Origin of the sequence: Micromonospora sp. NPDC005087 (assembly GCF_042872965.1) — a bacterium.
Classification (GTDB): Bacteria; Actinomycetota; Actinomycetes; order Mycobacteriales; family Micromonosporaceae; genus Micromonospora.
Genome location: NZ_JBIALB010000003.1, coordinates 536,411 through 553,104, shown reverse-complemented (window position 1 = coordinate 553,104; position 16,694 = coordinate 536,411). Strand labels below are relative to the sequence as shown.

The window sequence follows — 16,694 nt, the reverse complement described above, 5'->3', positions numbered from 1 at the left end:
GGGGCCGGGGGGGCCCCGGGGGGGGCGCCCCCCCCCGCCGCGGGGGGGGGGGGGGGGCCCCGGGCCCCCCCCCCCCGCGGGGGGGGCGCGGGGGGGGGGGGCGGGCCCCCCCCCCCCCCCGCGGCCGGTCAGAGGGCGAGGCAGTTGGGTCGCACCGGGCCGTCGACGAGGGCGCCCCGCACGATGGTGTACGCGGTGCCGTCGAGCACCAGGCCGAGGTGCCCGACCACCCGCAGGGGGCAGTACGCCTGGATCAGCACGTTGGTCGCACCGTCGTTGACGGCGGCGTTCCCGGTCGGCCGGACCAGCTCGTCCTGCAGGGTGCGGACGGTGGTGTAGCGCACCGCGCCCGGGGTGTCGTCGCCGGCGTTGAGGTCGGCGAGGAAGGCGGAGCCGATGGTCATCTGCTGGCAGGCCACGATGCCGGCGCAGCTGCCCAGGCCCAGGAACGCCAGGATGTTCGCCACGTAGGTGCCGTACTGCGGCGAGCCGAGGCTGACGTACCGGCCGACGGTGGCGGTGCCGCCGAGCCGCTTGAGGTAGTAGCGGGCGACGAGGCCACCCTCGGAGTGGGCGACCACGTCCACGGTCGCTGCTCCGGTGCTGGCGCGCACCTGGTTGACGTACCCGGCGAAGGCGCGGGCCGAGGTGGGGATGTCCCCGAGGCCCAGCCCGGGCAGCTGGTAGATGAAGGTCCGGTAGCCGTCGCCGCGCAGTCGGGCGGCGATCGGCTCGTACGCGACGGCGATGCCGCTGAGCCCGCCGACCACGATGACCGGGTTGGCCGCCGCGGCGGCGTTCACCGGCGCGGCCACGGGTGCGGCGGGGGCGGCGGTCGCCGTGGCGGTGGACGCGACCAGGGCGGCGGTGGCGAGGGACAGGACGAGGACGGTCTTTCGGAGCAGCATGGCGGAACCTCCGGGGGGAGGCACCCGGCGAGCCGGGCAGGTGGGTGGGGGTGTCCGGTCGACCGTGCGACGATGATGCGCGCAACAATTTGGAAACGTCAATGACTTGTTACGCGCCGGTAACCCGTTGTTCCGACGGAGGCGCAAACCGGCATATCGGCGTCTCTCCACATCGGACGCCCACCCGACCGCGCGCACCCCGCAGCGGCACGGCGGATGGCATGCTGTGGCCGTGGCCGCCGACGAACCCACCGAGCGTCAGCTGCGGGTGATGCCGTGGTGGTTGGTCCTGGTCGGCCTGCTGGTCGCCGCCGCCCTCGGTTGGCTGGTGCTGGACCTGCTGCTCACCGAGGCCGACCGGGCCAGCCAACCGGACACCCGCGCCACGCTGCGCATCGACGCGATCCGCACCGGCCTGACCGTGGTCGCCGGCACCGGCGGCGCGCTGGCGCTCCTGCTCGCCGCCCGCCGGCAGTGGATCACCGAACGCGCGCAGCGGCACCAGGAGAGCGTCGCCGCCCGGGACCAGGCGCACCGCGACCGGGTGCAGGCCCACGCCGAGTCGGTGACCGAAACCGCGCAACGGCACCAGGACCGGCAGGCCGGGGCGGCCGAGCACGACGCGGCCGAGCGCCGCCTGACCGAGCTCTACACCCGGGCGGTCGAGCTGCTCGGCAACGACAGCGCGGCGGTACGCCTCGGTGGGCTGCACGCGTTGGAGCGTCTCGGTCAGGACCATCCGGCGCAGCGCCCGACGATCGTGGCGGTGCTCTGCGCGTACCTGCGGATGCCGGCGCCGGACGACGAGCCGCGCGAGACGGAGGTCCGGCGCAGCGCGCAACGGGTGCTCACCCGGCACCTGCGCGCGGCCGACCCGGCCTACTGGCCGGAGGTCCGGCTGGACCTGACCGGGGCCCGGCTGCTCGACTTCGACGCCACCGGGTGCACTCTCATCGACGCGGACTTCACCGGGGCGGTGTTCACCGGCGCCACCAGCTTCGCCGGGGTGATCGCCCGGGGGCGGCTCGCTCTCGGGGCGGCCTTCGGGGACATGGTCCTCGACGATCTCGCGGCCGGCGACGCGGAGGTCGTGCTGGACGACGCCCGCGTCGGCGGGGAGGCGAGCTTCGAGGGGGCCGAGTTCGGCGGCGGGCTGTCCTGCCGGCGGGCGGCCTTCGACGGCCCGGTCTCCTTCCGCCGGGCGAGCTTCGGCCAACCGGCCAGCTTCGACGCGACCCGCTTCGGCGACGGGGCCACCTTCCGCGAGGCCACGTTCCTCGGCGGCCTGTCGATGGAGCACACCGAGTTCGCCGGGCACGCCGGTTTCCGCTCGACCCGGTTCGCGGACATGGCGCTGTTCCGCTGGACGGTGTTCGGCCGGGACGCGCTGTTCGAGCAGGCCCGGTTCGAGGGGCCGGCGAACTTCGGGCGGGCCCGGTTCCACGGCCCGGCCAGCTTCGACGGCGCGTGGCTGAGCCAGCCACCGCAGGTCGACCAGGCCCGGGCGGCGGTCGACGGCGGGCATGCCTGGCCCGCCGGCACCACCGTGCGGCGACTCGACGACGAGTGGCTGCTGCTGGTCGACCGGTAACCGGCGGGGGCGGGGGTCAGCGCAGCGAGGCTGGCGGGCGCAGCCCGTCCAGGGCGACGCCGAGCACCCGGTCGCGCTGCTCGGGTGACGGGAACTGGGCCATCGTGAGCCCGCTGATCAGCCGCACCACGTCGTCGAAGCCGACGTCGTCGCGGACCACGCCGGCCGCCTGGGCGCGGCTCATCAGCGGCTCACCCGCGGCGTAGATCTCCGTCCGGCAGGTTCGGAAGATCTCGGAGTCGTGCAGCAACTGCTCGGCGAGCGCCCGCTTGGTGGCGACGTACGCGACGAAGCGGTGCAGCCAGGCGACCAGGGCGTCCCACGGGGGCAGCTCGGCCAGGTCCGCGGCGGACCGGCTCAGCGCCCGGACCTCCTCGACGTAGACGGCCTCGAACAGGTGCCGCCGACTGGGGAAGTTGCGGTAGAGCGTGCCGATGCCCACCCCGGCTCGCCGGGCCACGTCCTCCAGCGAGGCGGCGGCGCCGTGCTCGGCGAACGCGTCGCGGGCGGCGGCGATGAGCGCGTCGTAGTTGCGTCGCGCGTCGGCCCGCTTCGGCCGCCGGGCGAAAACCTCGGGCGCCTGCCCCGGGCTGGTCATGACGTGCGTCACCTCACCTTGGTTGCATCCGGAGGCAAGCCTCCGCTAGCTTTGTGGAGGCACCCCTCCGGAATCCCGGAGGCCTGCCTCCGGTTAGCTTACCTCGGGACCGCCCGATCCGCCTGGCCACCCGATCGCCCGGGCCCGACAGCCCGCCCGCCTCCGCACGGCGGGTGACAAACCTCCTTCCGTACCGCAATCAGGGAGTTCTCTCTCGTGGCAGTGACATCCCGACGCAGCTCGCGTCGGCTCACCTTCACCGTGCTCGCGGCCGGTGCCGGGTTCTTCGCGATGCTCCAGTCGCTGATCACCCCGGTGCTGCCGACCATCCAGCAGGACCTGCACACCTCGCAGAACACCGTGACCTGGGTACTGACCGCGTACCTGCTCTCCGCCTCGATCTTCACGCCGATCCTCGGCCGGGTCGGGGACATCGTCGGCAAGGAGCGGATGCTGGTCGTCTCGCTCGCCGCACTCGCCCTCGGCTGCCTGCTGGCGGCCATCGCGCCGAGCATCGGCGTCCTCATCATCGCCCGGATCGTGCAGGGCATCGGCGGCGCGGTCTTCCCGCTGTCGTTCGGCATCATCCGCGACGAGTTCCCCGCCGCGCGGGTCTCCGGCGCCGTCGCCGCCATCTCGGCGATCGTCGCCGCCGGCGGTGGCCTCGGCGTCGTGCTGGCCGGCCCGATCGTCAGCACCCTCGACTACCGCTGGCTGTTCTGGATCCCGATGGTCGTGGTCGGGCTGACCGCCCTCGCCGCGTACCTGTTCGTGCCCGAGTCGCCGGTGCGTACCCCCGGACGGATCGACTGGCGGGCCACCCTGCTGCTCTCCGGCTGGCTGGTCGCGCTGCTGCTGCCGATCAGCCAGGGCGCGGCCTGGGGCTGGACCTCTCCCCGGGTGCTCGGCCTGCTGGCGCTCGCCGTGGTGCTCCTGGTCGGCTGGCTGGTCGCCGAGGTGCGCTCCGCCAACCCGCTGATCGACATGCGGATGATGCGGCTGCCCGGCGTCTGGACCACCAACCTGGTCGCCCTGCTCTACGGCGCGTCGATGTTCTCCGTGTACGCGTTCCTCCCGCAGTTCGTGCAGACCCCCACCGCCGCCGGCTACGGCTTCGGCGCCAGCATCAGCCAGGCGGGCCTGCTCATGCTGCCGATGCTGGTCGCGATGTTCGTCGCGGGCCTGGTCGCCGGCCGGCTCCAGTCCGTCTTCAGCGCCAAGGCGCAGCTCGCCACCGGCGCCACGTTCAACGTGGCCGCCTCCGCGATGCTGGCCGCCGCGCACGACACCCGCTGGGAGGTCGCGATCGCCGGCGGCCTGGTCGGCCTCGGCATCGGCCTGGCCTTCGCCTCGATGGCGAACCTGATCGTGGGCAGCGTGCCCGCCAGCCAGACCGGCGTGGCCACCGGCATGAACGCCAACATCCGCACCATCGGCGGCGCGATCGGCGCCGCCGTGGTCAGCGGCGTGATCACCGCCCACCCGCAGGCCAACGGACTGCCCCGGGAGGCCGGCTTCACGACGGGGTTTCTCGTCCTCACCGCGATCGCCCTCGCCGCCGCGCTCGCGGCCCTGGCCGTCCCGTCCGCCCGGCGCGCGTCGTCCGGTCGCCGGCCGTCCACCGCGACGATCGTCGAGTCGGAGCTAGCCGGCGAGTTCGCCACCATGCCGGCGACCCGCTGACACACCACCGGAGCCCGGGGCGGTCCGCCGTCCCGGGCTCCGGTGTTTCCGTCGAATGCGGGAGTACGCTGGCCGCTTCCCGCCCGTTCCCCGTCCTCAGGATGAGCCCATGCCCACGTCCGAGTTGCTGACCGCCGACCGCATCGACGAGATCGGTGCCCTGGGAGCGAAGAGCCCGGACCCGGCCGCACTGGTCGCCGAGTTGGTCGGCGCCGTCGACGAGGGGCGGGTCGCCGACCCCGACGACACCGGGTACGCGCTGCTGGTCGCCGCGGACATCCTGGTGCAGGCGGGTGACCTGGCCGACGCTTTGGCGCTGACCACCCGCGCCATCGCCGAGCAGCCGGAGGACGACGCGTACGCGCGATCGATGCGCGGTGGCCTGCTGCTGCGCCTCGGCCGCGAGGACGAGGGCCTGGCCGAGCTGACCGCCCTGCGTCCACTGCTGGAAACCGATCCCGACGCCACGTACCTGGTCGACGACTTGGCGGAGGCCGGCCACGCCGAGACGGCGTTGGAGTGGCTCACCGGCGCGCTGGACGCGATCATGGAGCGAACCCGGACCCAGCAGCATGAGTCCGAGGATGCGCAAGACGAGGCCGCCGCCATGATCTACGGGCTGACCCAGCGGCGGCACGACCTGCGCGAGGAGATGGGCCTCCCCCACGACGAGTACGACAACCTCGCCGACCGGCTGCGCGCCGCGAGCGACCACGCGCTCGACGCGTTGGACGACGGCCCGGCGACGCTGCTGTTCTGGCCGCGGGCGGAGTTCGACGCGCTGCTGGTGCACTGGCCCGCGCTGGCCGACAGCTACCCCGCCACCTGGGACGAGCACCGCGCCCAGGTCGAACGCGCGCTGGCCAACGCCGCCGAGCTGGGTGCGAGCGACCTGGGCGTGGTCGCCGGCTCCATCGCGGGGCTGGCCTCCTTCGCCGAGCAGGAGGGCAGCGACCCCACCGACGAGGAGACCCTCGACGAGTACGCGGACAGCCTCGACGAGGTGGGTCCGGTCACCTGGCCGCCCGGCCGCAACGAAGCGTGCTGGTGCGGCTCGGGTGGCAAGTACAAGAAGTGCTGCCTGCCGCGCTCACGCGGCTGATCGCGCTCGTGGGGCCACCCGCGCAGCCCCTGCACGGCTAGGCTCGTCCGGTGACCGCGGCGGAGCAGCACGAGACCATCGAGGACAGTCCGGTCGGCTGGGTCGCCAGCCACATCCGGCGATACGTGGAGAGCGACGGCGCCGACGGTGGCAGGTACCACGGCTACCCCGCGCTGCTGCTCACCACGCGGGGCCGCCGGTCGGGCAAGCTACGGCGTACCGCGCTGATCTACGGCCGGGACGGCGACAGCTACCTGCTGGTGGCGTCGAACGGCGGCGCGACAACGCATCCCGCCTGGTACCTGAACCTGAGTGCCGACCCGACGGTGGAGATCCAGGTCGGCGCGGACCGGTTCGCCGGGCGGGCGCACACCGCGACGGCCGAGGAACGGGCCCGGCTGTGGCCGGTCATGACGGCGGTCTTTCCGACGTACGCCCGCTACCAGAAGGACACCGACCGCGAGATCCCCGTCGTCGTCGTCGAACGCGCTTCGAGTGCCGCGAAGGATCCTGCGCCGTGATTGACCGACCAGGCGGGTAGCGCATTCGGCGCCGCCACCCGTGGTCAGTTTCCCAGCGCCCGGACCTTGGCGATCGTCTCCTGAACGTGCTGCTTGGCGGGGTCGCCGCCCTGAGACGCCTGCGCGAGGGCCTGGCGGTACGTGTCGATCATGCCGATCAGCGGGCCGGCGGCAACACCCTCCAGCGCTCCGGCGACGAGCGCCCGCGCCTCGGCCGCGTCCTGCGCTGCCGCTGCCGTCTTTGCCTTCGCCTCGTCCAGCTTCTGCGACGCCGCCGCCAACCTCGCGATGATCTGTGCTGCGCTCACGCGCATCCTCCCCCTGGTCGACCATCGCCTCCACCACCCGCACCGGTGAAGACCACAAGGGAGCGTACGAGATCCCCGCACCCAGCGCGACCGGGTGATCGCTCACTCGCGCCGGCAGGAGTAGTGAATCTTGGACGGAAACCCGCCCCTCAAAGGGCCATTTCCTTCCAAGATCTCACGCGGTGCGCGGGGATCGGGTGCACTCAGCGCTCAGCGACGAACACTCCGACGCCACCGACACCCTCCACCAAGCCCTCGATCTTGAGCGCGTTGATGGCCTGGCGAACGACGATGGCCGAGACGTCATGCTGACGACACAACTCGGAGGTCGAGGGCAGCTTGTCGCCCGGCGCGAGTTCGCCGGACTTTATCTGAGCGCGGATGCCATCGGCGATCAGCGCCCACTTGGCTTTGGCGGGCATTGGTGTCTCCCAGGTCTGCCCCGCCATTCGATCACGAGCAACTTTGTATAGCAAGCAATGTGCGGCCGGTGCTTGCGCGTACATGACCTGTTATATACGCTTCCCATCGACCGACTCCCAGGTCTGCAACCCCGGAGTTGGTTCTTTCCCACCGCAGAGAGCGCCCGGCCGGTCGGTCCCCCCGTCCGGCCGGGCGTGCCGGGGCGTGCCCACACGCCACCCCGACGCAAGTGCCATGAGCAGCAAAGAGACCGACCCGGCGGGAGGCCCCGGAATGCCCGACCAACCCGACGAACACCCGAGCGCCCCTCCGACCCGGCCCGAACAACGCCACCGCCTCGTGTCCGATCAGGACGTCGAGGACGCGGACGACATCCTCTTCGCCCACCCACCCCGCGTGGTGCGACGTTGGCTCTGCGGATGCGGCGCGGACTACCCCTGCCCCGACGTGCGCTTCGCCCTCCTGGTCAAGTCCAATGCCGAGGCGGGCGAATGAACCCTGAAACTGTGGACGACCTGCGCGACGCGTGGCTGGCGACGATTGCCGCCGCCGACCGGGCCGGAGCCCAGTTGCACGGGGCAGGACCACCCGGCCGGCGGCTGCCCTGGCAGGACGCGGTCACGGAGTGCTGGCGAGCGTTGAGCCCCGTTTACGCCGGCCTGGCCGCGCTGGCGGTTGGGTGCGAGGGCCGTTGCCCGAACAGGCGACAGGACGCCGGGCGGCGCTTTAGGGAGACGGCGTCCCGTTCTGCGCCCGGTTGATCAGATCGTGGAGTGGTTTGGTGCCGCTGCCGACCATCACACCGGTCACGATCGCATCGACCCAGACCGCCACCCCGTTCCAGTCGGACCCCGCGACCGCGTGCAGAACGTAGAACCCGCCGGCGCTGGACGCCACGGTGGCCAACCCGCTCGCGAGACCCCACGCGACGATCGTGCGGTTCGCCTTCGCCCGCGCCACCGCGGCCGTGGCCACGGCGACCGCCTCCCGGTCGGCCTCCGTCGGGCTGTCGACGCGGCCGTTCACCTCGGCCACCGTCCGCGTCAACGCGGCCTCGGCGGCACGTCCCGGCAGCCATCGCGAGAACGGTTCCAGGATCCGCTCGACCGCCGCGGCGAAGACCAACAGGGTGAGGAAGACGGCGGTGGTGTCCTTGGGCTGGATCTTCGCCGCGGCGGCGCCGCTACGCCAGATCATCCAGCCGGCGACAGAGCCGACGGCGATCAGCCCGAAACCCGCGACGACCGCGCCGGGGCCGGCCTGCTGCGACGCCGCGACAACCGTCAGCTCCGCCTCCCGATCGGTCCCCACGGCGGCGTCGGCTTCCACCGGCGTCGTGAGCGCCCTGTCCCGTGCCGAATCCGGCTCAACGTTGGTGGACGTCTGTCCTTGCAATTCCCTGACCAACCTTTCGACCTGCCATGTGCGAGACGTCGAGGCGTGACGAGCCAGAGCCTCGGTCTGCCACGCGGATTGCGTACCGATAGCGCTCGGGGCGCGAGACTACGGCACCCGGGCGAACACAGTGGATGGCCGGGGAGGTACAGCGTCCTGTCCCCTCTGCGAGGCGGCGATGTCGGGGTATCCCAACGGCTCGGATACCCCGATGTCGGCGATATTGAGTGGATCACGCCCGGGCTGGACTGGGCTGGACCCGCCGACGGCTCAGCGCAGGGTGCGGAACACCAGCAGGTAGCCGCAGTAGGCCATCGGCACCAGCAGGAAGCAGATCAGGAACCCGAGCGGCAGGTAGCGCGGCGGGGTGCCGGCGACCATGGCGGGCCGGCCCCATCGGCCGAGCACCAGGTAACCCCCGAAGAACGCCAGCGCGGGCAGCCCGGCACAGATCCACGCGCCGAGGGTGAACCCGTCGACCAGGCCGACCCCGGAGGCGAGCACCAGGGCCAGCATGAGCACCCCGGCGGCGGCACCGCACCCGGCGTAGACGGCGACCGCGCGGGCCAGCGGCGACCAGGTGGGCAGCAGCTCCGGCCGCTGGGCCAGCAGCTCCGCCTGCTGCCCGTGCCGGTCGGCCTCGTCGGCCATCCGCCGGGCCAGCTCCAACTCAACTGCCGGGTCGACCGCCGCCGCGCGCTGCGCCGGCACCCCGGCGCCCGCCGGGCTCACCGCCGTCGGCAGCGCCAGCCGCGCCGGCACCGCCGGCACCTCGGGGTACGCCCCGACATCCGCCCGCCCCGGCGCGTCGGCTGCGCCGGCGGGTCCCCCGTCCCCCGATCCGGGTGTGGGATCCGGGTGCCTCGGCGCGGGCGGTGGGGCGGCGGCCGGCTCGTCGACGCCGATCGCCCGGCCGAGCTGGTCGAGGCGGTGCCCCTGGGCGGTCAGCCTTTGGTGCAGGTAGTCGGCGGCGGCGTGCAGGTCGCGGCGGCGCTCGGACTCGACCGCGGCGTCCCGCTCGCCGGCGCGGCGCTGCTCGGCGAGCTGGCGGGCCAGCGCCGCGTACTCCTCGAAGGACACCGTCACTGCTCCCCGTCCGGCTCGTGCCCATCGCGGGCGAACGGCACGATCAGCCTCGTCCGGTGGTCGTGCCGGTCGACCAGCAACGCGCGGTCGGCGCGGGGCGTGTATGCGAGGTCGTGTACCCCGATGTGCAGGGCCAGGTCGGTGCCGGGCACGTTGAGCGCGACCAGGCACGCGATGTCGTCGCGGTTCTGCGTGCCGCCGAGGTCGTCGGCGAGCCGGCGCAGGCCGCGCCACCAGCCCAGCAGATGCACCCCTTGGGCGGGGCCCTGTCGCAGTACGGTGCGCAGGTCGTCCAGGCCGGAGCGGAAGGTGACCGGGTCGGCCGCGCCCAGCACCGGTGCGGCGGCGTCCATGCCGAACACCACCAGGTATTCGCGCGCGGCGGGCGCGTCGGCCAGCGCGGCGATCCGGTCGCGCAGCCCGGCCGCGTCGACGCGCTGCACCGGGTGGCCCGCCGTGCGCAGCGCGGTTTCGGTCTCGTCGGCGACCGGGTCGGCGGCGGTGACCAGGGAGGCCAGCAGGAACCGGGCGTCGTCGGCGGCGTGTTGGCGGGCCAGGCTCAGTGTCGCGGCGCGCAGCACGTCCGCGCCGGCCGGTGCGGTGCCCACCACGGCGAGGTGCCGGCCGGGGGTGGCGTCCATCAGGAACAGCGCGGTGGTGCCGTGCACGTCGACCGTCCGGCCGACCAGGGCCATCGGGCGCCGGCCACCGGGGCGCAGCCCGGCGAAGGTGGGGTCGTCCTCGACCCGCGCAGCCTCGTACCCCTTGAAGACCGCGGGCGCCCGCGCGCCCGGCGGGCGGGCCTCCCACAGCTCGTGGCGCAGCGCGGCGAGGTCGGCCGCGGCGGCGTGCGCGTCGGGGAAGCGCAGCACGGTGTCGGCGCCGACCGCGCCGGCGGCGGTGTTGACCACGGCCGATCCGATCGGCAGGGCCGAGGCGGCGTCGTTGAGCGGGTCGAGCACCCCGCCACCACCGGGCAGCGCCACCCGCAGCGCGAACTGTCCGAAGATCGCCTCGGCCCGCCCGTAGAGCGCCTCGATGCCGGTCATGCTCTGGCTGGCCAGCACCAGGTGTACGCCGTAGGAGCGACCCTTGCGCGCCAGCTCCTCCAGCAGGTCGACGGACTCCCGGGCCAGCGCGTCGTTGCCGGCGAGCAGCACGTGGAACTCGTCGACGACCGCCACGATGCGCGGCAGCGCATTGTCCCGGGGCAGGTCGGCGAGCTTGGTGACGCCGTGCCGCTTCAGTGCGGTGGCCCGGCGCTGGGCCTCCCGACGCAGCTCACGCAGCACGGCGAGGCCGTACTCCCGGTCGGATTCGATGCCGACGGCACGGGCGTGCGGCAGCCAGGACGGGTCACGCCCGGTGGGCACGAACTCGGTGAAGCTCACGCCCTCCTTGAAGTCGAGCAGGTAGAGCTGGAGCTCGGCCGGGGAGTAGCGGGCCGCCAGCCCGTAGAGGACGTCCAGCAGGAAGACGGTCTTGCCGGCGCCGGTACGCCCGCCGACCAGCCAGTGCGGTGTTGCGTCGTCGAAGGCGACCGTCAGTGGAGTGTCGAACGCGACGGTCAGCGGGGCGCGGGCGGCCCGGCCGATCACGGTCCGCAGACCGTTGGCGGCGGACTCGGCCCAGCGCCGCTCGGGCAGCAGCTCGGCGAAGTGCAGCGCGTCGGTGCGGCGGGCGGCGGCGCCGAGGTGCTCGGCGAGCGCGCGCACCGAGGCCGGCGGGGGGTCGCCGTCGAGCAGCACCGGCGCGGCGAGACCGCCGCCGTCGGCGCTGAACGGGGCGTTCGGCGGGTCGCCGACCTGCGCGTACCGCTCGCTGAGCCGGACCGCCGTGGTGCCGCCCAGCGGCGGCGAGGTCTCGCCCGGCAGCCGGGACGGGTGGCCGGCGAGCAGCACGCAGACGGCGGCGGCCGGGCCGGCGTGGGTGAGCGCGGCGAGCCGGGCCAGCTCGCGCGGCGGCGGCGCGGCGGTGGCGACCACCACCAGCAGTTGCCGGGCATCGGGGTCGGCGTGCTGCGCGGCGCGGGCGTGCTGTTCGGCGGCGTCCAGCAGGGCGGCCACCTCGGCCTCCCCGGTGGCCGGCGGGTCGAGCACCCCGGCGTCGAGCAGCGGGCGCAACGGGCCGAAGGTGGCGCCCAGCGCGGCGGTGTCGATGCCGACCACCCGGACCTGACCGGCCGGGGCGGTGGCGACCAGCCGCAGCACCAGCGCCCGCAGTAGCCCGGCGACCCGGGGGTCCCGGGCGTCGGTGTCCAGCGCTAGGTGGTGGCCGCCGCCGAGCGGCAGCAGCACCGGGAAACCGCCGTCCGGAGTGGACGTCTCGCCGATCCGGACCGGGGCCGGCGCGTCGGTCAGCGGGGTCGCGCCGGGGGTGGGGGTGGCCAACGCGCCGCCGACCCGGGCCAGTCGGGCCACCAGCTCGCCGGCGCCGACCGGCGCGGCGGAAGCCCCTGCCGTGCCGAGCGCGCCTCGTGCGGCGTCCAGGTGCGCCCGGGCCGCTCGGTGGGCGGTGACCGCCTGCCCGTACGCCGACGCGAGCCTGCCCACGCTCTGCCTCCCACGCCACGGCTGTCCGGTTCGCCGAAACCCTAACGGACGGCGGTGACACCGGGACAGTACCGACGCGGCGCGACGCGTGGCGGCCGACGGTCCGGGGTGGACCGTCGGCCGCCACGCGAGGGGTGTACGGGTCAGCCGGTGACCGCGTTCAGTGCGGGCAGGTAGCCGTAGCGGTAGCCGTCGGTGTCCGGGTGGTACGCCTCGATGATCCCGGAGATGTCGTTGATCCACGGGTCGCCGGCGCAGACACCGTGCCCGGCGAAGTAGGGCCGGGTGTCGGCGAAGGTGGCGCCGGCGGCGTTGGCCCGACCGGAGATGACCGAGGCGAGCACGTCGGCGGCCTCGTTGAGGATCGTGCGCTTGTAGGTGCTCATCGCGAACCAACCGCAGGAGCCGGTCTCGAACAGCCTCGGGTAGCCGAGGACGATCAGCCGGGCGTTCGGTGCCCGGTTGCGGATGGCGGTGTAGGTGGCGTCCAGCCGGCCGGGAAGCGTCGAGGTGGCGAAGGACTTCGCGGTGTTGACGGCGTTGGTGCAGGACGAGGTGCTGCCGAACCGGCAGCTGGTGATGACGTTGACGAAGCCGGCGTCGTTGCCACCGATGGTGATGGTGACCAGGGTGGTGGCGCTGCTGAGCGCGTTGACCTGGCTGTTGAGCACGTCGGCGGTGACCGCGCCGCCGCAGGCCGGGAAGCTGAAGCTGGTCACGCCGTGGGCGGCGGCCCAGAGCGGGGCGTACGACTTCTGGCTGCGCAGGCAGCTGGACGAGTCGTACGGGCCGGCGCCGACGCCGGAGGAGTACGAGTCGCCGAGCGCGACGTAGTTGACGGCGGCGGCCTGTGCGGTGCCGGGGACGAGCACGGCGCCGAGGGCGGCGGTGAACGCGGCGACCAGCGCGGCCAGGGCGCGGGCCAGCGGGCGGTGGAGCATGACGGACCTCCACAGGACAGGGGTGGTGGGATCCTGCGACCGCGCGCGTGGCCAGGGGTGGAACGGTTGTTACCAGGCGGTAATGCTATCGAAATACGTAGATCGATGGAATAGCCGGTCGACCCGCGCGCCGGGCCCACGGCGTTCACAGTTGTCGATTAGGTTGGCGGGGCGAACCACCCCGATGGAGGGAGTCCACCTCGTGCGACGAGTCCTCACGGCGGCCACCGCCGCCCTGACCCTCACCACCGCCGGCACCATGCTCGCCGGCGCTCCCGGCCAGGCCGCCCCGACGGCCTGGGGCCGGCCCACCGTCACGCTCGCGCCGCAACCCGGCGCCCCCGGGCTGGGCGACAGCTACTTCCCCGACTACGGCAACGGCGGCTACGACGTCTCCCACTACGACGTCCGGCTGCGCTACGACCCGGCCACCGACCTGCTCACCGGCACCACCACGATCCTCGCCACCGCGACCGAGGATCTCTCCCGGTTCAACCTGGACTTCCTGCTCGACGTCGAGTCGGTACGGGTCAACGGCTGGGTGGCGACCACCAGCACCGCGGGCGCGCACGAGCTGGTGGTCACGCCGTCCCGCACGGTGACCCGGGGCCAGCAGCTCACCATCGTGGTGCGCTACGCCGGCATCCCGTCCGAGACACTGGTCGGCGGCTACACCGGCTGGACGCGTACCGACGACGGGGCCCTCGCCGTCAACGAGCCGGAGTCCGCGTGGTGGTGGTTCCCGAGCAACGACCACCCACTGGACAAGGCGACCTTCGACATCTCCGTGTCGGTGCCCACCGGCGTCGAGGTGATCAGCAACGGCGTGCAGCCGCGACCGCCGCTGGCCGAAGCCGGCAACCGCACCCGGTGGAGCTGGCGGACCACCTCCCCCACCGCCACCTACCTGGCCTTCATGGCCATCGGCCAGTACGACATCGTCACCGACACCACGCCGAGCGGCCAGCCGGTGGTGAACGCGTACAGCACCTCGCTGGGCGCGCTCGGCCCGGCCGCCCGGGCCAGCATCGAGCGGACCGCCGAGATCGTCGACTGGGAGAGCGGGATCTTCGGGCCGTACCCGTTCGAGGCGCAGGGCGGCGTGGCCGGGCCGGTGGACGGCATCGGCTTCGCACTGGAGACGCAGACCCGACCGGTGTACGGCCCGGGCTTCTGGCGGCGCGGCGCCAACACGTACGTGGTGGCACACGAGAACGCCCACCAGTGGTTCGGCGACTCGGTCTCGGTGGCCGAGTGGCGCCACATCTGGCTCAACGAGGGCTTCGCCTCGTACGCCGAGTGGCTCTGGTCGGAGGAGCAGGGCGAGGGCACCGCCCAGGAGCTCTTCGACTTCACCTACGCCAGCTACCCGGCGGACTCGGAGTTCTGGCAGGTGCTACCGGGTGACCCGGGTGCCGACCGGGTCTTCGACGACGCCGTCTACGACCGGGGCGCGATGACGCTGCACCAGCTGCGGCTGGCCGTCGGCGACGACGCGTTCTTCGAGATCCTGCCGGCCTGGACCGCCGAACGCCGGTACGGCAACGGCACCGTCGCGCAGTTCCAGGCCCTGGCCGAGCGGATCTCCGGGCTCGACCTGGACGAGCTCTTCACCACCTGGCTGTTCACCGCCGGCCGGCCCGACGTGGCCTCGGCCGCGCGCAAGGCCGCCGCCCCACCGGCCGAGCCGAAGTCCTGGACCAAGATCCAGGAGGCGCACCGACTGCTGGCGCACTGAGCCCCGACGTCGGCCGGGAGGCCCGCCGCCCGAGCGGGCGAGCCTCCCGGCCGGCCGGGTCATGGGGCGCGACAGCCCCGGCCCCCGACCAGCCTGCACGGCGCCTGTCGAGCTGCCCCACAAACGGGGCGCGGCTGAAACCGGCACGAGCGCCGGCACGGTCACGCGGGGCTGAACCGCCTGTGCCGGGTCCGGCACCCGGACGGACGACGCCGGTCCAGATCTGGGGCAGCTCGACAGGCACGCACCAGTGCCGCCCGGACAGCCTCGGCGGCACCCGGATCGGGCCGCTGTCTCAGCGGCAGGTGGGCGCGAGAGCCGGATCGGTCAGATCGGCCGAGCACACCCCGACGGCTTGCCGATTGTCGCCGGCCGGTGTCGGGACCGGCCGCGGCGTCAACGGGCCGCCGCCGACCGCTACGGCGGGCCGGGCGATGCGGGCCGCCGTCCGCACCACCCGCCGTACCGGCCGCCCCAGCGGCGGCACGACCAGCGCGAGGGTGAGCCCCGGCCGCAGCCGGCGACCGCGCTGCTGATCCAGCGCGACCGCCGCCGCCACGGTGGCGATCGCCGCGACCGATCCGGCCAGGACGAGCGTCTGCCGGGGCCCGGCGTGTTCGGAGAGCCAGCCGAGCAGCGGCGCGCCGACCGCGGCGGAGACCGAGCCGGTGACCGCTAGCGCGGCGAGTACCCGACCCCGCATCGCGCCGTCGGTGTCGAGTTGGGCGCGGGTGCCGACGGTAGTGTCGATGACCACCGCGGCGGCGGCGATCGGCAGGATCACCGCCGCGAAGCTCCAGGTGCCCGGAGCGAGACCGGCGACGATCTGCAGCGTGCTGGCCAGCAGGCCCGCGGCGACCAGGGTCCGGTAGCCCAGGTCACGCCGGCGGGCCGCGGCGAGCGCACCCAGGACCGTCCCGACCGCGAAGACGGTCGACAGGAGGCCGTAGCCGGACGCCCCGGCGTCGAGGGGGCCTTCGCTCATCGCCGCCATCGTCACCTGGTAGTTGCGTCCCAGGCTGCCGAGCACGAACGCCAGGGCGAGGGCGAGCAGCAGCACCGGCTGCCCGCGCAGGTAGGCGAACCCGGCGCGGACGCCGCCGTGGCTCCGGCCGCCGTCCGGCGCCGCCACCTGGTGGCCGTGCAACGCCCCCTGGCGTACGCCGAAGAGCGCCACCACCACGGCGAGGAAGCTCACCGCGTTGATGCCGAAGAGCAGCGCGGGGCCGACGGCGGCCACCACGACGGCGCCGAGACTCATGCCGAGGATGCGGCCGGCGGAGTTGGTGAGCGAGCCGAGCGCCAGCGCGTTGCCGAGTGTCTCCCGGTCCACCAGCGTGGAGGACCAACGTCCCATCACCGGGCCCTCGATCGCCGAGACGGCGCCGGTGAGCAGGGAGATGGTGAAGATCAGCGGCAGGCCGCCGACACCGGTCAGGGCGACCGCCGCCAACCCCGCGGCGAGCGTCGCGTGGGCCACCTGGGCGGTGATCAGCAGAGGGCGGGCGGGGACCCGATCGGCCAGCACACCGCCCCAGAGGCTGAGCAGCAGCGTGGGCGCGGCCTGGAGCAGCACGGCGAAACCCATGGATGTCGCCGAGCCGGTCTCCTTCAGCACGTACCAGTTGACTCCGAGGACCTGCATCCACGTGCCGATGACGGAGACGAACCCGGCGAGCGCCCAGATCCGGTAGTTCCGGTGGCGCAGCGCGGCGAAGGTGGCACCTTTGGCCACGACGAACCCTCCCGTGCGATCGAGCATGATGATCACGCCCGATCGCGGCGCGGCCCGGCAGCCGACAATTCTTGCGGCAGTTGAACCGATCTGCCCATATTCGTGACCGGCCT

The 16,694-nt window shown here is 73.7% G+C and carries 15 protein-coding genes; 6 read left to right on the top strand and 9 right to left on the bottom strand.

Annotated features, from left to right (window positions below; translation table 11 throughout):
• Positions 1-128: 128 nt before the first annotated feature.
• A complete protein-coding gene (locus tag ACFYPS_RS10750; RefSeq protein ID WP_387323918.1) occupies positions 129-908 on the bottom strand; it encodes a lipase family alpha/beta hydrolase in 780 nt (259 codons plus the stop codon).
• A gap of 232 nt (positions 909-1,140) precedes the next feature.
• Here ACFYPS_RS10750 and ACFYPS_RS10745 point away from each other — a divergent pair, with 232 nt between their 5' ends.
• Positions 1,141-2,499, top strand: a complete 1,359-nt coding sequence (locus tag ACFYPS_RS10745) for a pentapeptide repeat-containing protein (protein WP_354964942.1) — start codon at positions 1,141-1,143, stop codon at positions 2,497-2,499.
• Between the two features lie 16 nt (positions 2,500-2,515).
• Here the strand turns inward: ACFYPS_RS10745 and ACFYPS_RS10740 are convergent, their stop codons facing one another.
• On the bottom strand, positions 2,516-3,097 hold the full coding sequence (locus tag ACFYPS_RS10740; protein ID WP_354964943.1) for a helix-turn-helix domain-containing protein: 582 nt from the start codon (positions 3,095-3,097) through the stop codon (positions 2,516-2,518).
• A gap of 216 nt (positions 3,098-3,313) precedes the next feature.
• Between ACFYPS_RS10740 and ACFYPS_RS10735 the strand changes: the two genes are divergently transcribed.
• The 3 genes from ACFYPS_RS10735 to ACFYPS_RS10725 all read left to right on the top strand — a co-directional run bounded on the left by ACFYPS_RS10735 (position 3,314) and on the right by ACFYPS_RS10725 (position 6,403).
• Positions 3,314-4,780 (top strand): MFS transporter, encoded by a 1,467-nt coding sequence (locus ACFYPS_RS10735; RefSeq protein WP_354964944.1) that lies wholly within the window; start codon positions 3,314-3,316, stop codon positions 4,778-4,780.
• A 109-nt stretch (positions 4,781-4,889) separates the two neighbouring features.
• Positions 4,890-5,882, top strand: coding sequence for an SEC-C domain-containing protein (locus ACFYPS_RS10730; protein ID WP_354964945.1), 993 nt, complete (start codon positions 4,890-4,892; stop codon positions 5,880-5,882).
• Between the two features lie 50 nt (positions 5,883-5,932).
• A complete protein-coding gene (locus ACFYPS_RS10725) occupies positions 5,933-6,403 on the top strand; it encodes a nitroreductase family deazaflavin-dependent oxidoreductase (protein ID WP_354964946.1) in 471 nt (156 codons plus the stop codon).
• Between the two features lie 44 nt (positions 6,404-6,447).
• Here ACFYPS_RS10725 and ACFYPS_RS10720 read toward each other — a convergent pair whose 3' ends face one another.
• Positions 6,448-6,717 (bottom strand): DUF6244 family protein, encoded by a 270-nt coding sequence (locus tag ACFYPS_RS10720; protein WP_387323914.1) that lies wholly within the window; start codon positions 6,715-6,717, stop codon positions 6,448-6,450.
• Positions 6,718-6,914: 197 nt separating this feature from the next.
• Positions 6,915-7,160 carry a winged helix-turn-helix domain-containing protein gene (locus tag ACFYPS_RS10715; protein WP_088949319.1) on the bottom strand — a complete coding sequence of 82 codons (246 nt, stop codon included), beginning with the start codon at positions 7,158-7,160 and terminating at the stop codon, positions 6,915-6,917.
• Between the two features lie 208 nt (positions 7,161-7,368).
• Here ACFYPS_RS10715 and ACFYPS_RS10710 point away from each other — a divergent pair, with 208 nt between their 5' ends.
• On the top strand, positions 7,369-7,629 hold the full coding sequence (locus tag ACFYPS_RS10710; protein ID WP_354964948.1) for a hypothetical protein: 261 nt from the start codon (positions 7,369-7,371) through the stop codon (positions 7,627-7,629).
• 231 nt (positions 7,630-7,860) lie between these two features.
• Here the strand turns inward: ACFYPS_RS10710 and ACFYPS_RS10705 are convergent, their stop codons facing one another.
• The 4 genes from ACFYPS_RS10705 to ACFYPS_RS10690 form a co-directional block, all read right to left on the bottom strand.
• Positions 7,861-8,445: a hypothetical protein gene (locus ACFYPS_RS10705; protein WP_354964949.1), complete on the bottom strand. Its 585-nt coding sequence runs from the start codon at positions 8,443-8,445 to the stop codon at positions 7,861-7,863.
• A 354-nt stretch (positions 8,446-8,799) separates the two neighbouring features.
• Positions 8,800-9,609: a hypothetical protein gene (locus ACFYPS_RS10700; protein WP_354964950.1), complete on the bottom strand. Its 810-nt coding sequence runs from the start codon at positions 9,607-9,609 to the stop codon at positions 8,800-8,802.
• 2 nt (positions 9,610-9,611) lie between these two features.
• The gene (locus tag ACFYPS_RS10695; RefSeq protein ID WP_354964951.1) at positions 9,612-12,167 is read right to left on the bottom strand and encodes an FtsK/SpoIIIE domain-containing protein; all 2,556 of its coding nucleotides are present in this window, start codon (positions 12,165-12,167) and stop codon (positions 9,612-9,614) included.
• Positions 12,168-12,310: 143 nt separating this feature from the next.
• Complete coding sequence (locus tag ACFYPS_RS10690) at positions 12,311-13,108, bottom strand: SGNH/GDSL hydrolase family protein (RefSeq protein WP_354964952.1); 798 nt, start codon at positions 13,106-13,108, stop codon at positions 12,311-12,313.
• Positions 13,109-13,310: 202 nt separating this feature from the next.
• On the opposite strand from ACFYPS_RS10690, the gene ACFYPS_RS10685 reads away from it, so the two are divergent.
• Positions 13,311-14,846 carry a M1 family metallopeptidase gene (locus ACFYPS_RS10685; protein WP_354964953.1) on the top strand — a complete coding sequence of 512 codons (1,536 nt, stop codon included), beginning with the start codon at positions 13,311-13,313 and terminating at the stop codon, positions 14,844-14,846.
• 295 nt (positions 14,847-15,141) lie between these two features.
• Here the strand turns inward: ACFYPS_RS10685 and ACFYPS_RS10680 are convergent, their stop codons facing one another.
• Positions 15,142-16,581 (bottom strand): MFS transporter, encoded by a 1,440-nt coding sequence (locus tag ACFYPS_RS10680; protein WP_354964954.1) that lies wholly within the window; start codon positions 16,579-16,581, stop codon positions 15,142-15,144.
• Positions 16,582-16,694 lie beyond the last annotated feature (113 nt).